The sequence below is a fragment of the Peptoniphilus sp. DNF00840 genome (genome assembly GCF_001553125.1).
Classification (GTDB): Bacteria; Bacillota; Clostridia; order Tissierellales; family Peptoniphilaceae; genus Peptoniphilus_A; species Peptoniphilus_A vaginalis.
On sequence record NZ_KQ960218.1, the window covers coordinates 1 to 15,113 of the forward strand.

General features: G+C 34.2%; 14 protein-coding genes. 2 read left to right on the forward strand and 12 right to left on the reverse strand.

What is annotated here, in order from left to right; all coding sequences use genetic code 11:
- Window positions 1–49: 49 nt before the first annotated feature.
- The 4 genes from lysS to HMPREF1864_RS05315 form a co-directional block, all read right to left on the reverse strand.
- On the reverse strand, window positions 50–1,924 hold the full coding sequence (lysS, locus tag HMPREF1864_RS05300; RefSeq protein ID WP_062571853.1) for a lysine--tRNA ligase: 1,875 nt from the start codon (window positions 1,922–1,924) through the stop codon (window positions 50–52).
- A gap of 43 nt (window positions 1,925–1,967) precedes the next feature.
- Window positions 1,968–2,441, reverse strand: coding sequence for a transcription elongation factor GreA (gene greA, locus HMPREF1864_RS05305; RefSeq protein WP_005958008.1), 474 nt, complete (start codon window positions 2,439–2,441; stop codon window positions 1,968–1,970).
- Between the two features lie 187 nt (window positions 2,442–2,628).
- The gene (dusB, locus tag HMPREF1864_RS05310) at window positions 2,629–3,555 is read right to left on the reverse strand and encodes a tRNA dihydrouridine synthase DusB (protein WP_082718923.1); all 927 of its coding nucleotides are present in this window, start codon (window positions 3,553–3,555) and stop codon (window positions 2,629–2,631) included.
- A 10-nt stretch (window positions 3,556–3,565) separates the two neighbouring features.
- Window positions 3,566–4,357 carry a type III pantothenate kinase gene (locus tag HMPREF1864_RS05315; protein WP_062571799.1) on the reverse strand — a complete coding sequence of 264 codons (792 nt, stop codon included), beginning with the start codon at window positions 4,355–4,357 and terminating at the stop codon, window positions 3,566–3,568.
- A 165-nt stretch (window positions 4,358–4,522) separates the two neighbouring features.
- Here HMPREF1864_RS05315 and HMPREF1864_RS05320 point away from each other — a divergent pair, with 165 nt between their 5' ends.
- Both HMPREF1864_RS05320 and HMPREF1864_RS05325 read left to right on the forward strand, forming a co-directional pair.
- A complete protein-coding gene (locus HMPREF1864_RS05320; protein WP_062571800.1) occupies window positions 4,523–5,059 on the forward strand; it encodes a biotin transporter BioY in 537 nt (178 codons plus the stop codon).
- Between the two features lie 120 nt (window positions 5,060–5,179).
- Window positions 5,180–7,645 carry a transglycosylase domain-containing protein gene (locus tag HMPREF1864_RS05325; protein ID WP_062571801.1) on the forward strand — a complete coding sequence of 822 codons (2,466 nt, stop codon included), beginning with the start codon at window positions 5,180–5,182 and terminating at the stop codon, window positions 7,643–7,645.
- A 420-nt stretch (window positions 7,646–8,065) separates the two neighbouring features.
- Here HMPREF1864_RS05325 and ftsH read toward each other — a convergent pair whose 3' ends face one another.
- The 8 genes from ftsH to HMPREF1864_RS05365 all read right to left on the reverse strand — a co-directional run bounded on the left by ftsH (window position 8,066) and on the right by HMPREF1864_RS05365 (window position 14,924).
- Window positions 8,066–10,033 carry an ATP-dependent zinc metalloprotease FtsH gene (ftsH, locus tag HMPREF1864_RS05330; protein ID WP_062571802.1) on the reverse strand — a complete coding sequence of 656 codons (1,968 nt, stop codon included), beginning with the start codon at window positions 10,031–10,033 and terminating at the stop codon, window positions 8,066–8,068.
- A 5-nt stretch (window positions 10,034–10,038) separates the two neighbouring features.
- On the reverse strand, window positions 10,039–10,581 hold the full coding sequence (hpt, locus tag HMPREF1864_RS05335) for a hypoxanthine phosphoribosyltransferase (RefSeq protein ID WP_062571803.1): 543 nt from the start codon (window positions 10,579–10,581) through the stop codon (window positions 10,039–10,041).
- On the reverse strand, window positions 10,568–11,902 hold the full coding sequence (gene tilS, locus HMPREF1864_RS05340) for a tRNA lysidine(34) synthetase TilS (RefSeq protein WP_062571804.1): 1,335 nt from the start codon (window positions 11,900–11,902) through the stop codon (window positions 10,568–10,570). The genes hpt and tilS overlap by 14 nt, the downstream gene beginning before the upstream one ends.
- Window positions 11,903–11,961: 59 nt before the next feature.
- The gene (locus HMPREF1864_RS05345) at window positions 11,962–12,339 is read right to left on the reverse strand and encodes a S1 RNA-binding domain-containing protein (RefSeq protein ID WP_062571805.1); all 378 of its coding nucleotides are present in this window, start codon (window positions 12,337–12,339) and stop codon (window positions 11,962–11,964) included.
- A gap of 21 nt (window positions 12,340–12,360) precedes the next feature.
- The gene (locus HMPREF1864_RS05350; protein ID WP_062571806.1) at window positions 12,361–12,675 is read right to left on the reverse strand and encodes an FtsB family cell division protein; all 315 of its coding nucleotides are present in this window, start codon (window positions 12,673–12,675) and stop codon (window positions 12,361–12,363) included.
- 42 nt (window positions 12,676–12,717) lie between these two features.
- A complete protein-coding gene (locus HMPREF1864_RS05355; protein ID WP_062571807.1) occupies window positions 12,718–12,960 on the reverse strand; it encodes an RNA-binding S4 domain-containing protein in 243 nt (80 codons plus the stop codon).
- Between the two features lie 629 nt (window positions 12,961–13,589).
- A complete protein-coding gene (locus HMPREF1864_RS05360; RefSeq protein WP_005957971.1) occupies window positions 13,590–13,868 on the reverse strand; it encodes an HU family DNA-binding protein in 279 nt (92 codons plus the stop codon).
- A 138-nt stretch (window positions 13,869–14,006) separates the two neighbouring features.
- Window positions 14,007–14,924 (reverse strand): SAM-dependent methyltransferase, encoded by a 918-nt coding sequence (locus HMPREF1864_RS05365; RefSeq protein ID WP_062571808.1) that lies wholly within the window; start codon window positions 14,922–14,924, stop codon window positions 14,007–14,009.
- Window positions 14,925–15,113 lie beyond the last annotated feature (189 nt).

Below are 15,113 nucleotides of genomic sequence, written 5' to 3' on the forward strand. Positions count from 1 at the left end.
GGTTTTTAAGTCCAACTTTTGGGGGTCAGTTCATAATTAGCGTGTTCTTTTAATATAATTTTGCTCCTGCTGGGATTTTATCCTCTAGCATTACAAGATTTAATAATTCTTCTCCATCATAGTCGCAAACTGCTGAAAGAAGCATGCCGCAAGAGTCTACTCCCATCATCTTTCTTGGTGGAAGGTTTGTTATAGCAACAAGAGTCTTGCCAATTAATTCTTCTGCTTCATAAAAGTTTTTGATGCCTGAAAGGATTGTTCTGTCTTGACCTGATCCATCATCAAGTGTGAACTTAAGAAGCTTTTTAGACTTTGGAACTTCTTCACAGTTCTTAACTTTTACAACTCTAAAGTCAGATTTTGAGAAGGTATCAAAATCAACCATATCTTCAAATAATGGTTCAACCTTTACCTTTGACATGTCAATCTTTACACTTGCCTTTTCATCTGCAGCCTTGTTAGCTTTTATTTCAGCAACTTCAGCTCCAAGTGGTTTCATTGTTGGGAATAGTAATACGTCCCTAATGCTTGGTTGGTCTGTTAGAAGAACAATCATCCTGTCAACACCAATTCCAAGTCCACCTGTTGGAGGAAGACCAACTTCAATTGCGTTGATGAAGTCTGAATCCATTGGGTGAGCTTCATCATCTCCTGCTGCCTTTTCTGCAACTTGAGCTTCAAATCTTTGTCTTTGATCTATTGGGTCGTTAAGTTCTGAGAAGGCATTTGCAAATTCCCAAGTGTTAATAAAGGCTTCAAATCTTTGTGTAAGTCTTGGGTCTTTTGGATTTCTCTTTGCAAGTGGAGAAACATCTACTGGGTGACCAATTACAAAAGTTGGTTCAACAAGGTGCTCTTCACAGAATTCTTCAAACATTTCTGAAAGAAGCTTGCCCCAAGTGTCCTTTTCATGAACTTCGATGCCCTTTTCTCTTGCAATTTCTCTTGCCTTTTCGTCTGTATCAATTTCATTAAAGTCTACGTCAGCATATTTTTTAACTGCGTCTATCATTGTGATTCTCTTCCAAGGAGCCTTTAGACAAATTTCTGTTCCTTGGTAGTTAATTGTATCTGTTCCAAGAACTTCAAGAGCTACATATTCAAATAGGTCTTCAGTTATTCTCATCATTTCTTCATAGTCAACATAGGCTTGGTAAAGTTCAATATTTGTAAATTCAGGATTGTGTCTTGTATCCATTCCTTCATTTCTAAACATCTTGCCCATTTCATAAACCTTGTCGAAGCCACCAACAATTAGTCTCTTTAGGAATAATTCATTGGCAATTCTAAGTTGCATGTCAATGTCAAGAGTGTTGTGGTGAGTGTAGAAAGGTCTTGCGTTTGCTCCACCTGCTACAGTACCAAGGATTGGTGTTTCAACTTCTAGGAAGTCCTTGTTGTCTAAGAATTCTCTAATCTTCTTGATAATTTTATTTCTCTTAATAAATACATCCTTAACTTCAGGATTTACAATTAAGTCAACATATCTTTGTCTGTATCTTAGGTCTGGGTCCTTAAGTCCGTGGAATTTTTCTGGAAGAATTTGTAGTGACTTTGAAAGTAGAGTTATGTCAGTTGCACGAACTGTGATTTCTCCAGCTTCTGTCTTAAATACAATTCCCTTAACTCCGACAATATCTCCAATGTCTATGCCCTTAACGTCTTCATACTTGTCTTCAAGGACATCCTTTCTTGCGAAAACTTGGATGTTGCCTTCAGAGTCTCTAAGGTCTAGGAAGCAAATTTTTCCGTGACGTCTCTTGCTCATAATACGTCCAGCAATAGAAACTTCCCTTTCATCTGCTTCGTTGAATTCTTCTTTGATTTCAACTGAGTGTGCAGTTACATCATAAGTTTCGTTGACAAAGGGATCTTTGCCTTCCTTTTTTAATTCATCAAGCTTTTGTCTCTTTAACAAAAGCATTTCATTTAGATTTGCATCTTCTGTTTTCTTCACAAACTGCCTCCTAAATAGTTATTCCACAAATTTCGTACTTGATAATTCCATCTGGAACTTCAACTTCAACTACATCGCCAACACGGTTGCCAATAAGTTTTGAACCAACTGGTGATTCGTTAGAAATTTTTCCTTCAAGTGGGTCTGCTTCTGCTGAACCAACAATTGTGTACTCATCTTCTTCCATTGTGTCAAGTTCTCTAACTTTTACGTTGGATCCTATGTTAACAACATCTGTATTTAAATCTTTTTCATCTATGATTTTAGCATTACGAACCATCATTTCAAGCTTAGCGATTCTCTCTTCAACTTGTGCTTGTTCGTTTTTAGCTTCGTCATACTCAGAGTTTTCAGAAAGGTCTCCATAGCCAAGAGCTACCTTAATTCTTTCAGAAACTTCTTTTCTTCTAACTGTTTTTAAATACTCAATTTCATTTTCGATTTTTTCTAAACCTTCCGGTGTAAAAAATATATCTTTTTCCAAAACTCTCTCTCCCTCAATTATATAAAAAATAAGGCGTCAGCCGCCTTTCACTAAACCTTTTAATCTAAGCCATTATAATTTATAGGCTGCTAAATGTCAAGAAGATTAAGTGCCTATAAGACTTTCATCAATTTTATTAAAATTTATAAAAAAAATAAACTCTGCAAAGCTTACAGAGTTTAAAAATTTAAATTTTTTCTATATAGTCACTTATAGTTTTTAAAATTTCTTCCTTGTCCTTTAAGTTGTTTAGCTTGTTCCTAACTTCTTTGGAATCCTTCATTCCCTTAAAATATTCTGCATAGACCTTTCTCATTTCAAGTATGCCAAGCTTCTCTCCCTTGTAAGAAATTTTTCTTTCAAGCTCGTCAATCATTAAAAGTAATTTTTCCTTATTGCTTGGCTTATAGTAGTCGCCAGTCTTTATAAGTTCTTCTATCTGATTAAAGATGTAAGGATTGCCTATTGCGCCACGACCTATTGCTAGTCCATCAACCTTAGAGTAATTTATTTTTTCTATGGCATCTTCTGGGCTATCAACGTCTCCATTTCCTATGACAGGAATTTTTACATTTTCCTTTACTTCTTTTATGAAGTCCCAGTCAGCCTTGCCTGTGTAGTATTCTTCTCTAGTTCTTCCGTGGACTGTGACAAAGCTTGCACCTGCAGCCTCAATATTTTTTATGGCTTTCATAGATGACCTTCCACCTATTCCCTTGCGGACCTTTGCAGTGACGGGCTTGTTAGAATTTTTTACGACAGACTTTACAATGTCGTAGACCAGTGATGGGTCACCTAGAAGATGGGAGCCTGAATTATTTTTTACAATCTTTGGTGCAGGACAGCCCATATTTATATCTACATAAGAAAAGTCATAATCATTTAAAATTCTTGCGGCTTCACCCATGACATCTGGGTCACTGCCAAAAATTTGAACTGCAACTTTCTTTTCTTTGGGAGATATATCCAAGAGGTCTATAGTTTTTTTGTTTTCATATACAAGTGCCATGGCCGACACCATTTCAGTTACAGTTATGTCTGCACCCTTTTCAGTAGCCACTTCTCTAAAGGCTATGTCTGTATAGCCTGCCATGGGAGCTAAAATCTTTAACAAAAAATCACTCTCAATCTATTCCTTCAAGTTTGTTGTTCTTTTCATAAATAATTTTTAAACCTTCAAGTGTCAAAAACTTGTTAATAATAAAATTATATTTTGAATCCTTAGTTAACATTGTGGAGAAGCCACCAGTTGAAATAATATTAGTGTCTTCTTCCTTCCAATTTAATTCCTTTAGTAACTTTGCAACAATTCCATCAATCATTTCAGTGTAACCGTAATAAAGTCCTGCTTGCATTGCACCAACTGTATCAGCTTGAATAACTTTTTTTGGAGCAATTATTTCTATCTTAGGAAGCTTTGATGTCATCATAAAAAGAGCTTCAGCAGAAATCCCAATACCCGGCATAATAAGTCCACCAAGATAATTTCTTTCTTTATCTACAACACAAAAAGTCATAGCAGTTCCAATGTCAACTATAATTGATTGCTCGCCATAAAGTTCTATAGCTCCAACAGCATTTACAATTCTATCTGCCCCAACTTGTTTTGGATTGTCGTATTTAATATTAAGTCCAAGTTCAAGGTCTGTGCTTACGACCATTGGGCTCTTGTTAAAGTATTTTATAATCATGGAAGGAAGTGTGTGCATAAGGTTTGGCACAACTGAAGAAATAATAACATCTTCAATATCTTGTGGATCTATGTTGGCATGAAGAAGAGTATTTATAAAGATAAGACCATACTCGTCAGATGTCCTAGTCTTCACAGTGGAAGTCCTAAAATCATTGACCAGCTCTCCTCCCTTAAAGACACCCCAAGTTATGGAAGTATTTCCTACATCTATTACTAATAACATTTTTACACCTCTATTTAACAAATTGTATTTATTATATATTTTAAGACCAACACTTTCAACTAATTATTTTCTTTAGATTGATAAATAAAGCTTTACAGTAAATAATTAGGTTAACCTTATTGACACTTAGGTAAACATTGTGTAAGATATCCTTGGAGGTTAAAAATGAAAATACAAACAAAAGACACAACAAAGATAGCACTCTTAGTAGCACTTATAGCAGTGGGAGCTTTTATTTCTATTCCCATCGGACCAGTTCCCTTTACACTACAAAACTTTTTTGTATTTATGGCTGGACTTTTACTTACACCCTTTTACGCAGGACTTACAGTTTTTATTTACGTCCTACTTGGCCTAATTGGTGTGCCAATTTTTGCAGGCTTCAATGGTGGCGTCCAATCTGTATTAAAACCAAGCTTTGGTTTTTTAATTGCTTTTATAATTGGAGCTGCATTTATATCTAAGTTTGCTCACGGCGAAAAAAACTTTGGAAAGATTATGGTGGTCTTAATTCTTGCAGAAGTTATCTTCTATGCAATTGGACTTCCATACATGTACTACATCTTAAATGTTGTCATGGGTAATGCCATGGACATTTCAAAAGTTTTTTCTGTTGGAATGATTCCTTTCATTATACCTGACATGGCAAAGGCAGTAGTAGCTGCTATTATTGCCCCAAGAATTTTAAAGGCAATCAAATAATTAAGTTCATAATTAATAGAATAACTTCAAAAGAACCTCGCTTCGCGGCGAGGTTTTTTTCATTTATATTTATAGTTATATGCTAAGAATTCTGATATAATAACAAAATAGGAGGTTGTTATGAAAGACAATAAAAACAATAAACCTCGTGGAATGATAAAACTTTCAAGCGTAATAAAAATACTTCTCTTAATTGTTGCGGCTGCAATTATTATTTTAGGCTCACTTGTCACATCAATTGTGTTAGGTATTTTTAAAAAAGCTCCTGTGATAGATCCATCAGAATATAGATCACAACTTTCTGAAACTTCTAGGATCTATTCAAGTGATGGAAAGCTAATTGAATCACTTATCTCTGATCAGTTTAGCGAATTCGTTCCCTACGAGGACATACCTAAGAACTTAGTAAATGCCATAGTGGCAATAGAAGACGAAAGGTTTTTTGAGCATAGCGGCGTTGACTACAAGAGAGTCGCTGGTGCTATAGTTCACGACTTAAAAACTAGGTCTTTTGAACAAGGTGCATCAACTATAACAATGCAACTTGCCAAAAACTTATACACTTCCTTCTCAAAAAGTGTAGTGAGAAAAATAACTGACGTTTACTATTCTTATCAAATAGAAGAAAAACTTTCTAAGGAACAAATCCTTGAAGCTTACTTAAACTCTGCAGGCTTCTCCAAGGGGACTGTTGGAGTCCAAGCTGCTGCAAAAACTTTCTTTAACAAAGACGTATCAGAGCTTGATCTTGCTGAGTGTGCCCTTATAGCTGGTGTAACAAACCTTCCAGAAAAGTACACTCCTTACAATACAAAAGAGATAGAAGACTCAGATGACTTAGGCAACATTGAAGTTGTTCTTCTTCCAAAAAATGAAAACTCTGAGCCAAACTCTGACAGGATTATAAAAATTGCCAAGAACTTAAACGAACTTGGACAAATTGATAACTTTGATTTAATTCAAATTCAAAACGACATGCTAGTTCCTGTTAAGGCTGTCTTTAATGAAACTTCACAAGAAAGACAAAGACTTGTATTAAAGAGGATGCTCGCTCAAGGACTAATCACTAAAGAAGATCACGACAAGGCTTTAAATGAAAAAATTGAAATCAACATTGGTTCTCGTAAGGAAAGTGGAATTTCTTCTTTCTATACAGACGTTGTTCAAAAGAATGCTATAAAAATCTTAAAAGAATCTGGATACTCAAAGGAAGAAGCTACAAACAAACTCTTTAATGGAGGTCTAAAGATTTATACTCCAATGGATATAAAAATGCAAAGGACTCTTGAAGAAGTTGTTTCCAATCCAAAATATTATTATGGTGGCTTCACAGACAAGAATGGAATTATCCAACCACAAGTTGCATCTGTCATCATCGACCAAAAAACTCACGAAGTTAAGGCCCTTGTTGGCGGTAGAAATGTAAGTGGTGGTAGACTTTTAAACAGAGCTCTTGTTCCAAGACAACCTGGTTCATCAATTAAGCCTATTTCAGTTTACTTAACAGCTCTTAACAACGGAGCAACTGCAGGTGATGTCTACCTAGACCAAAAGATGCCAGAAAAATTATTCGGTCACTCACCTAAGAACGCAGGCAACTATTACCAAGGTTGGACAACTATAAGAAATCTCCTTCGTCAATCATCAAACGTTGGTGCCTACCAAGTTGCTAGAGATATTTCTGCCGACAAGGATGCAAAAGTAAATAAAAATTCAACTTATTCTAAGGCCTATAACGATGAAGAATCTCTTAGTAAGATGGTTGATACTTTAAAATCAATTGGAGTTTCTACAATAGTTGAAAAGAAGGACAACCCAACATGGAACGACATAGATTATGCCCCTCTTACACTTGGTGGTATGAGTTATGGAATAAGTCCTTTTGAAATGGCTGGTGCATTCACTGCAATTTCCAACGAAGGAAAGTACGCCAACCCTTATGTAATTACAAAAATCGAATCAAACACTGGTGATATAATTTACCAAGTTGACCCTAAAGAGAGAGAAGTTACCACTCCACAAAATGCTTACATCTTAACAGATATGCTAAAGGATGTTGTAAGACGTGGTACAGGTAGGAACGCCTCCTTCCCAGGTCAAGAAGTTGCCGGCAAGACTGGTACAACAAGTGACAAGAAGGACGTTTGGTTTGTTGGTTTCACTCCTTACTACACTTGTTCAGTTTGGATTGGTAACGACAAAAATCAAAAGCTTGCCTTTGGATCAACTCAATCAGCTTATCTATGGAAGCAAATTATGAGGTCTGTTCACCAAGATCTTGACAGCAAAAAGTTCGAAGAACCTGAAGGTATCTACACTAAGTACTCAGGTGGTAGAAGAGAAATCTTTGCTGACGGAACTAAACCTCACTACACAAATAAATACGGCTTCTACAGAGCTTCTGAGGAAAAGAGGAGAGAAGATAAGAAGAAGGACGATAATAATAACAATAACAACAACAACGATAATAATAATGGCGACAAGAAGAAGAGAAAAAAGAAATCATCAAACAGCGAAAACAACAGCAACAAGCCAAGTAAAAAGAAGAAAAAATCTTCTAAGTCAATTATTAATAATGAGGATTAAAAAACTGGAGCACGACTCCAGTTTTTTTGTTGCAAGTTTTTAATACTACACATATTATTTGAAATTTTAATTTTTAATTATATTTTCATTCACAAATCATCTTTAAAAAATATTATTTGAATTGATATGTATTCTATTATTTCTCATTAATTCATCTTGAATACATTTAAAGAGTCATATTAATAGTCCATATTATGTAATTAAATTCCAAAATTACTATTTTAATAAGCAAGTTTTACTTCTTAATACCTTTCTTAAGACTTATGACTTGAGTCTAAATTAATTATTTTATCGATTAAGCAAATCAATAATATTAAAATTTAAAATATATTACACATAATTCAAGCCCTCTAATGTAATAGCTGTTAAAAATTGGCAAAATAAAAAGCCCCTCTCGGAGCTTTTTTGTTTTATAAGAGTTTATAAACTTTCACTATCTTCTGAATTTTTCTTATCAACTTCATCCTTCTTATCATCTTTATCATTCTTGTGGATGAGTTCTTTTGCTTCATCGGATAAGTCATCTTCATTTATTGTGTCATCAAGGTCAATAGATTCTTCATCAAGCTTTTCGCCATTGAAGATTTTTTCAAAGTCCTTGGAGTAAATTGTTTCCTTTTCCAATAGGGCATCTGATAATGCGAGCAACTTGTCTAAGTTATCACTTAAAAGTTGCTTACACTTTGCATAGGCCTCGTTTATAATTCTTGTAACTTCATCATCTATTTCTGCTGCAGTTCTTTCAGAATAATCTCTTGAACGTCCCAGGTCTCTTCCTATAAAGACTTCATTTTCTGATGAGTCGTAATTAATTGTTCCAAGCTTTTCACTCATTCCATAGTGGGTTACCATAGCACGAGCAATTTTTGTAGCCCTCTCAATGTCATTTGATGCACCAGTTGAAATGTCATCAAGGACAAGGGACTCGGCAACTCTTCCTCCAAGAAGTGATACAATGGAAGCTTCCATCTTCTTCTTTGTCATAAAAGAAACATCATCTTCAGGTAGGTAGGCAGTAAAGCCACCAGCCATTCCCCTTGGAATAATTGTAATCATATGAACTGAGTCTTCTTCTGGAAGAAGTCTTGATACAATTGCGTGACCAGATTCGTGAACTGCTGTTAGCTTTCTTTCCTTTTCTGAAACAACACGAGATTTCTTTGCAGGACCTGCTTGGACCTTTATTGATGCTTCATCAACATCTTCCATAGAGATTGCATTTTCGCTACGTCTTGCAGCAAGTAGGGCTGATTCATTCATTAAGTTTTCAAGATCTGCTGGAGTAAAGCCTGGAGTTCTCTTTGCAATTACTTCAAAATTTACGTCATCAGCAAGCTTCTTGCCCCTAGAATGAATTTCAAGTATTGCCTTTCTTGCACGAACGTCTGGCTTCCCAACATAAACTGTCCTGTCAAATCTACCTGGTCTTAGGATTGCTGGGTCAAGTATGTCTGCCCTATTTGTTGCAGCCATAACAATAACACCTTCGTTAGTTCCAAAACCATCCATCTCAACAAGAAGTTGGTTAAGAGTTTGTTCTCTTTCGTCATGGCCTCCACCAAGACCTGCTCCTCTTTTCCTTCCCACTGCATCAATTTCATCAATAAAAATAATACAAGGTGCGTTTTTCTTTGCAGATTCAAAAAGGTCTCTTACTCTTGATGCACCAACACCAACAAACATTTCTACGAAGTCAGATCCACTCATTATAAAGAAAGGAACTCCTGCTTCGCCAGCAACAGCCTTTGAAAGATAAGTTTTACCAGTTCCTGGAGGACCTACTAATAGGACCCCCTTAGGAATTCTAGCTCCCATATCTATGAATTTCTTAGGATTTTTTAAGAAGTCAACAATTTCTTCCAGTTCTTCCTTTTCTTCTTCTAAGCCTGCAACATCCTTAAACTTAACTAAATTTTTGCCATCTTCTTTGTTAATTAGTTTTGCCTTGCTTTTGCCGAAGGAACTCATCTTTCCTCCGCCACCAGTTTGTTGCATCATCCTGTACCAGAAGAAAACAATTAAGACGAACATAAGAAGAGTTGGAATCCACTCAACAAGAAAAGAAGTTTGCTTAGTTGGACTTGAAACTACATTAATGGTACCAGCATCAGATTTTTCCTTTAGGTAGTCCTTATAAAAAGTATCTGCTGCCTCTTGTGGTATTATAGTCTTAAAAGTGTCGCCATCTTTTAATTTTACGCTGGCAATGGAGTCAATTCCATTTTGCAAGCTTACGGACTTTACATTGTCCTTTTCAAGTTCAGTTACAAACTCTGTAAAAGATTTTTCTTCTACTACATTTGCTGGTGGTCCAAAAAACTTAATAGATAGTATTAACACAAGAATCAGGACAATATAAAATCCTGCTCCTCCAAATTTTTTATTCAAAAATATCACTCCTCACTATTAGAATAGACAGACTCATCTAGTATTCCAATGTAAGGAAGTCCTCTGAATCTCTCGTTGTAGTCCATTCCATAACCAATTACAAAGTGGTCATCTATTTCATATCCATTGTATTTAACAGGTAGGTCAACCTTTCTCCTAGATGGCTTTGAAAGCATAGTTACAATTTCTATGGACCTTGCTCCCCTTGACTTCAAAAGTTTAGTCAAGTAAGAAAGAGTCACACCTGTATCAATTATGTCTTCTACTATTAGTATATCCTTGTCAACTATTGAAATTGAAATATCCTTTAGAATTCTAACTTCACCCATAGACCTTGTGCCTTGGTAGCTAGAAACATCCATAAAGTCGTATTCAAGCTCTAAGTCAATACTTCTCATAATATCTGCCATAAAGGGAACACATCCCTTTAAGATTCCAAGCAAGAATAAATTTTTATCCTTATAGTCCTCTGTTATTCTTTCACCAAGCTCTTTAACCTTTGCTCTGATTTCTTCTTCAGAATAAAGAACTGCTTTAATGTCTGACATTCTTAACCTCCAAAACGAGTTTGCTTTTTGTGTTTTTATCTATCTTAACATCTTCTGAGATATCCATCCCAAGTATGTAGATGATTTTTTCGTCATCACATATAAGACCTATTTCATCCCTTAAAAGCCTGTCAACTTTTCTATCAATAAAATAATCCTTTAGCTTTTTATTATTTTTCATACCCAGTGGTTTAAACCTATCCCCTGGGGCTCTCTTCCTAATGCTAAGACTACCCTTTATTTTATCATAGTCTATTACTTTTATAAAGGAATCCTCATGACTTTCTTCCCCATCTCTTGCGATAAAAATTTCTCCAAAGTCTGTTACGTTTCTTCCAAGACTTAAGTCCTTCTTTGTCTTTTCTTCTTGGTCAATCACTTCTTCTATATAAATCTTATCGTAGGACCTTCTAGCAGAAATATTTTTGCCAAGATCAATTTGTCTTCCAGAGTCGCCAAGGCATAAGTCATAAATAGCAAGTATGTTGGACCTACTTAAAATATTTTCACTATAAAAATTCTCTTCTAAGTATTTTTTTATTACTTCTTGACCTATAAACTTTTTTAATTTTATTATCTCAGATGGAATTAAAAAATTATCTCCCAGGCAATTATTATAATTTTCTTCTAGAATTTCTCCTATAAAGTCATTAGCTTCTTCTGCATTCTCAGAAAGTCTAAGAAGAGAATTGATTATGTCTGGATTGAATTTTTTAAGTTGTGGTATAAGTCCAAGCCTAATTTTATTTCTAGTGTAAATTTCTTCAAAGTTTGTTTCATCATCAAAGTATGGAAGCTTATTCTTATGAAGGTAGTCTTCGATCTCTTCCCTCTTAATATTTATGAGGGGTCTATAGATGTCTTTATTGACTTGATTTATACCTGAAAGACCCTTTAGACCTGTTCCCCTCATAATATTAAAAAGAAGTGTCTCCACCCTGTCATTGGCATTATGGGCCGTTAAAATCTTCCTGCCTTGGGAGTTTTCTCTAAAGAATTCATACCTTAAAATCCTTCCAGCCTCTTCTGATGAAATTTTTTCTTTTCTTGCAAATTCATCCATGTTCACTGTCTTGCTTATGAATTTTATTCCATAAGCTTGGCAAGATTTTTTTACAAACTCTTCATCCCTCTTTGCAGTCTCTCTTATGCCATGATTTAGGTGGCAAACTATTATATCAAGGTCCCAATCTTCTTTTAAATCCATAAAATTATAAAAGAGATACATAGAGTCAGCTCCACCAGATACGCCAAGACTTAGCTTGTCAGATTTTTTTATAATATTTAGTTTTTTTAAGTTCTCGTAAAATATCTTATCCATTGTTAAAATAAAAATTAAAATAAAAAAAGTGGCAAACTATCAAAAGATAGTTACCACTACTAATTTCTAGAATTCTTCTTCTTTGTCTTTTGATTGTATCTTGCTCTAGCTTCGTCAAGCTTTGTATTGCTTTCCTTGAGGAACTTGCTCAAGATGTCTTCGAATCTTTGGTCTACTTTTTCATCCTTAGGCTCTTCCTTTTTTTCAATGGCATCCTTAATTGAAAGGGCAATCTTTCCCTTTTCGTCAATGCTAAGAACCTTGACCTTAACCTCATCACCTTCTGAAATGTGATTATTGATGTCCTTAACAAAAGTATCTGCAATTTCAGAAATATGTACTAGACCACTCTTGCCATCTTTTAAATCTACAAAGGCTCCAAATTTAGCAACCTTAGTAACTACACCTTCAACTATATCGCCTGGCGATAAATCCATAACTTCCTCCTAAATTTTATTTTAATTATCCTTATCGGTATTTGTAGTCTTATCCTTGTTCTTATCAACATAGATAACTTCTCTTGGTTTAACCATTCCCAAATCTTCTCTTGCTACCTTTTCAATAAAATCAGTAGAGGAAGAATTTTTAAGTTCAGAATTTAGATTATCTATTTCAAGTTTTAAATTAGAAATTTCTCTATTGTTGGCAGAAATAATCTCAAGTTTTTGATTTCTTAGAGCTATTGACTTGCCAATTTTTACAGATCCAAAAAGTACAGACCCTATAATTATAATGGCAAGAGCCAAGGGAAACCTTCTTCTTTTTAACTTCATAAGTCTCTCCCACCTTATATACAATTAGATTAAAAGCCTCAATTAATCTATTCTCTCATAAAGAGTCTCTGCATCCTTCTTGGAATTCACATCAGAGATGTCCTTAACCTTGACCCTGATTTTTCTCTCGCCAAGTTGGAGCGAAATAATGTCGTCAATGTTAACAGAGTCTGATGGCTTGGCAAGCTTGCCATTAATTTCAACAAGCCCCTTTTCGCAAGCTTCCTTTGCTAGAGTTCTTCTTTTTATAAGTCTTGAGTTTTTTAAAAATTTATCTAATCTCATAATCCTCTCCAAATAAGAATATATCAAATATAGAAGAAAATATCAATACTTAGACAAAATTTGGACATAAAAATATATGGTCTAAGATTTCTCTTTAAACCATATATTCATAATTTCCCTTTTTCAGCATTAGCTATTGTAAAGCCCGAAAATAGCTTTTCTTTAACATTGTTTTTAAAAATCTAGTTCTATACGAGTGTTTAAACTTTACTAAAGTATTTTAATTTTACCACCTAACTACGTAATTTATTGATAAGTAAAGATAATTAAATATTATTAAAATAAACATAAATGCTATCGCTGTCTTTTTATAGCCTTTTTTTAAACTTTTATACATAGCTATAAGGTTCAAGATTTGTAGTGTAAAGTATAAAATTGTATACTTATCAGTTAAAAAATATCTAAGCATTAAAATTTACCTTCTTCCACTATTTTGTACTAAAAATAATCCTTATGCTACTTTATCACCTAGTTTAAAGAAACATAAGTCCTTCTTTTTATAAGCCTTAGGTTTTTAATTTATCTACTCTTATAATGCTCTCTATCCATATATATCAAATAGAAAAGAAAATATCAACACTTAGACTAGATTTGGGCATAAAAAAAAGAAGGCCTTGCCTTCTCTTTTCTTACTTATTAACAGCTTCTTTAAGAGCTTTACCTGATCTGAAAACTGGAGCTTTAGATGCAGGAATCTTAATAACTTCTTCTGGATTTCTAGGGTTTCTTCCTTCTCTAGCTTTTCTTTGTCTTACTTCGAAAGTTCCAAATCCAACTAATTGAACTTTTTCTCCGTCTGCAAGAGCTTCTTGAACTGAAGAAATAAATCCGTTTAAAGCTTGTTCTGCGTCTTTTTTAGTAAGACCTGATTTTTCAGCAATACTTGCTACTAATTCTGATTTGTTCATTTTATATCCTCCTTGAAGAATTCTCTATAGTCTTTCCTTAGTTACAAAACCCTATAAGTCTTTGATATGTAAGACCTACTAGAGCTCTATTGCTAAGACTGTTACAATTATAACCTAAGTTGGCTTTATTTTCTACATTTATTTTAAAATAATCGCTATTTTATCCAATTTTTTATAGATTTCATCAAATATTTCACGAAAATCCACTAAACCCTCTCTCTCCTTTAAGAAAAGCATCAATAAAGACAGGATTAAGGTGTCAATTTCATCTTCATAGTCCATGGAAATCTCCTTAGATTTTTCCATTAATAGATTTTTAATTCTATCAAAATTTTCATCATCTAAGTAAAGGTCCTTGTCTTCTAAAATATTTTCTAGCTGGTCCATAATTATTTGGAAGTTTTTGCCACTTGTCCTTGGGATGTAGATGCAGGATTGATGGTTGTAGTCATCAAGTCTTGGAAGTTTATAAATCTCGACCTTTCTCACAATCTCATCATCAAGACCTGCGTTGGTAATTACATAAGCCATGTCCTCTTCTTTGTATACTTCTTGGAGAAGAAGTGATAGGTCTGATGCAATCCTCTTATTATAAACTTGAGTTATCAGTGTGTCACGTCTTGTGTCGAAGTCAAACTTCTTTGCATCTGAATCCAAAAACAGAAGTCCATCAACAGCATCTCGTCCAACTCCTGCAAGAACTGGTTCAATAAAAGAAATTCCATTTACAATATTTATGTCTTCCTTCTTATCGATTAAAAGCTTTACAGTTTTTTCTGCAACTAGGGGAGTACCTGGGACAAAATAATTTATATCTTCCTTCTTAGATTCTTCTATTAATATTTCTACAATTTTATTATAAACTTGATCGAAGCTTTCCATTTCATCGTACAAGTAGTCAAAGGACTGGTAAGCTATTTTATTTTCTTCAAAAAAAGAAAGGGCTTCATGCCTGTCAGTCCTCAAAAAATTTTTATTCCCATTTTTCATAATTTTTACTGCTTCAAGGGTAAGGTCTCTTGAAGAAGTGGATCCAAGTCCAACAACATTTATCATTCAAATCACCTGATAACATTATACACATAAAGTCTGAGTGTTTATAAAAAATTTTTTATTGTCTCTTTGCTTTGCAAGTGGAAATAATTTTTTACTTTAGCCTATCTTGTAGAAAAATATTTTAAGCTAACTAATAATAAAAAAATTATCTTTCAAAGACTTCAAGTTTTTCAAATTTTGTATCTTTAA

Bases quoted from the DNA above. Each gene is read 5' to 3' on its own strand.
- HMPREF1864_RS05355 (WP_062571807.1), bottom strand. From the start codon at position 12,960: ATGAGATTAGATAAATTTTTAAAAAACTCAAGACTTATAAAAAGAAGA.
- tilS (WP_062571804.1), bottom strand. From the start codon at position 11,902: ATGGATAAGATATTTTACGAGAACTTAAAAAAACTAAATATTATAAAA.
- HMPREF1864_RS05315 (WP_062571799.1), bottom strand. From the start codon at position 4,357: ATGTTATTAGTAATAGATGTAGGAAATACTTCCATAACTTGGGGTGTC.
- HMPREF1864_RS05360 (WP_005957971.1), bottom strand. From the start codon at position 13,868: ATGAACAAATCAGAATTAGTAGCAAGTATTGCTGAAAAATCAGGTCTT.
- HMPREF1864_RS05350 (WP_062571806.1), bottom strand. From the start codon at position 12,675: ATGAAGTTAAAAAGAAGAAGGTTTCCCTTGGCTCTTGCCATTATAATT.
- hpt (WP_062571803.1), bottom strand. From the start codon at position 10,581: ATGTCAGACATTAAAGCAGTTCTTTATTCTGAAGAAGAAATCAGAGCA.
- HMPREF1864_RS05365 (WP_062571808.1), bottom strand. From the start codon at position 14,924: ATGATAAATGTTGTTGGACTTGGATCCACTTCTTCAAGAGACCTTACC.
- HMPREF1864_RS05325 (WP_062571801.1), top strand. From the start codon at position 5,180: ATGAAAGACAATAAAAACAATAAACCTCGTGGAATGATAAAACTTTCA.
- lysS (WP_062571853.1), bottom strand. From the start codon at position 1,924: ATGCTTTTGTTAAAGAGACAAAAGCTTGATGAATTAAAAAAGGAAGGC.
- HMPREF1864_RS05345 (WP_062571805.1), bottom strand. From the start codon at position 12,339: ATGGATTTATCGCCAGGCGATATAGTTGAAGGTGTAGTTACTAAGGTT.
- HMPREF1864_RS05320 (WP_062571800.1), top strand. From the start codon at position 4,523: ATGAAAATACAAACAAAAGACACAACAAAGATAGCACTCTTAGTAGCA.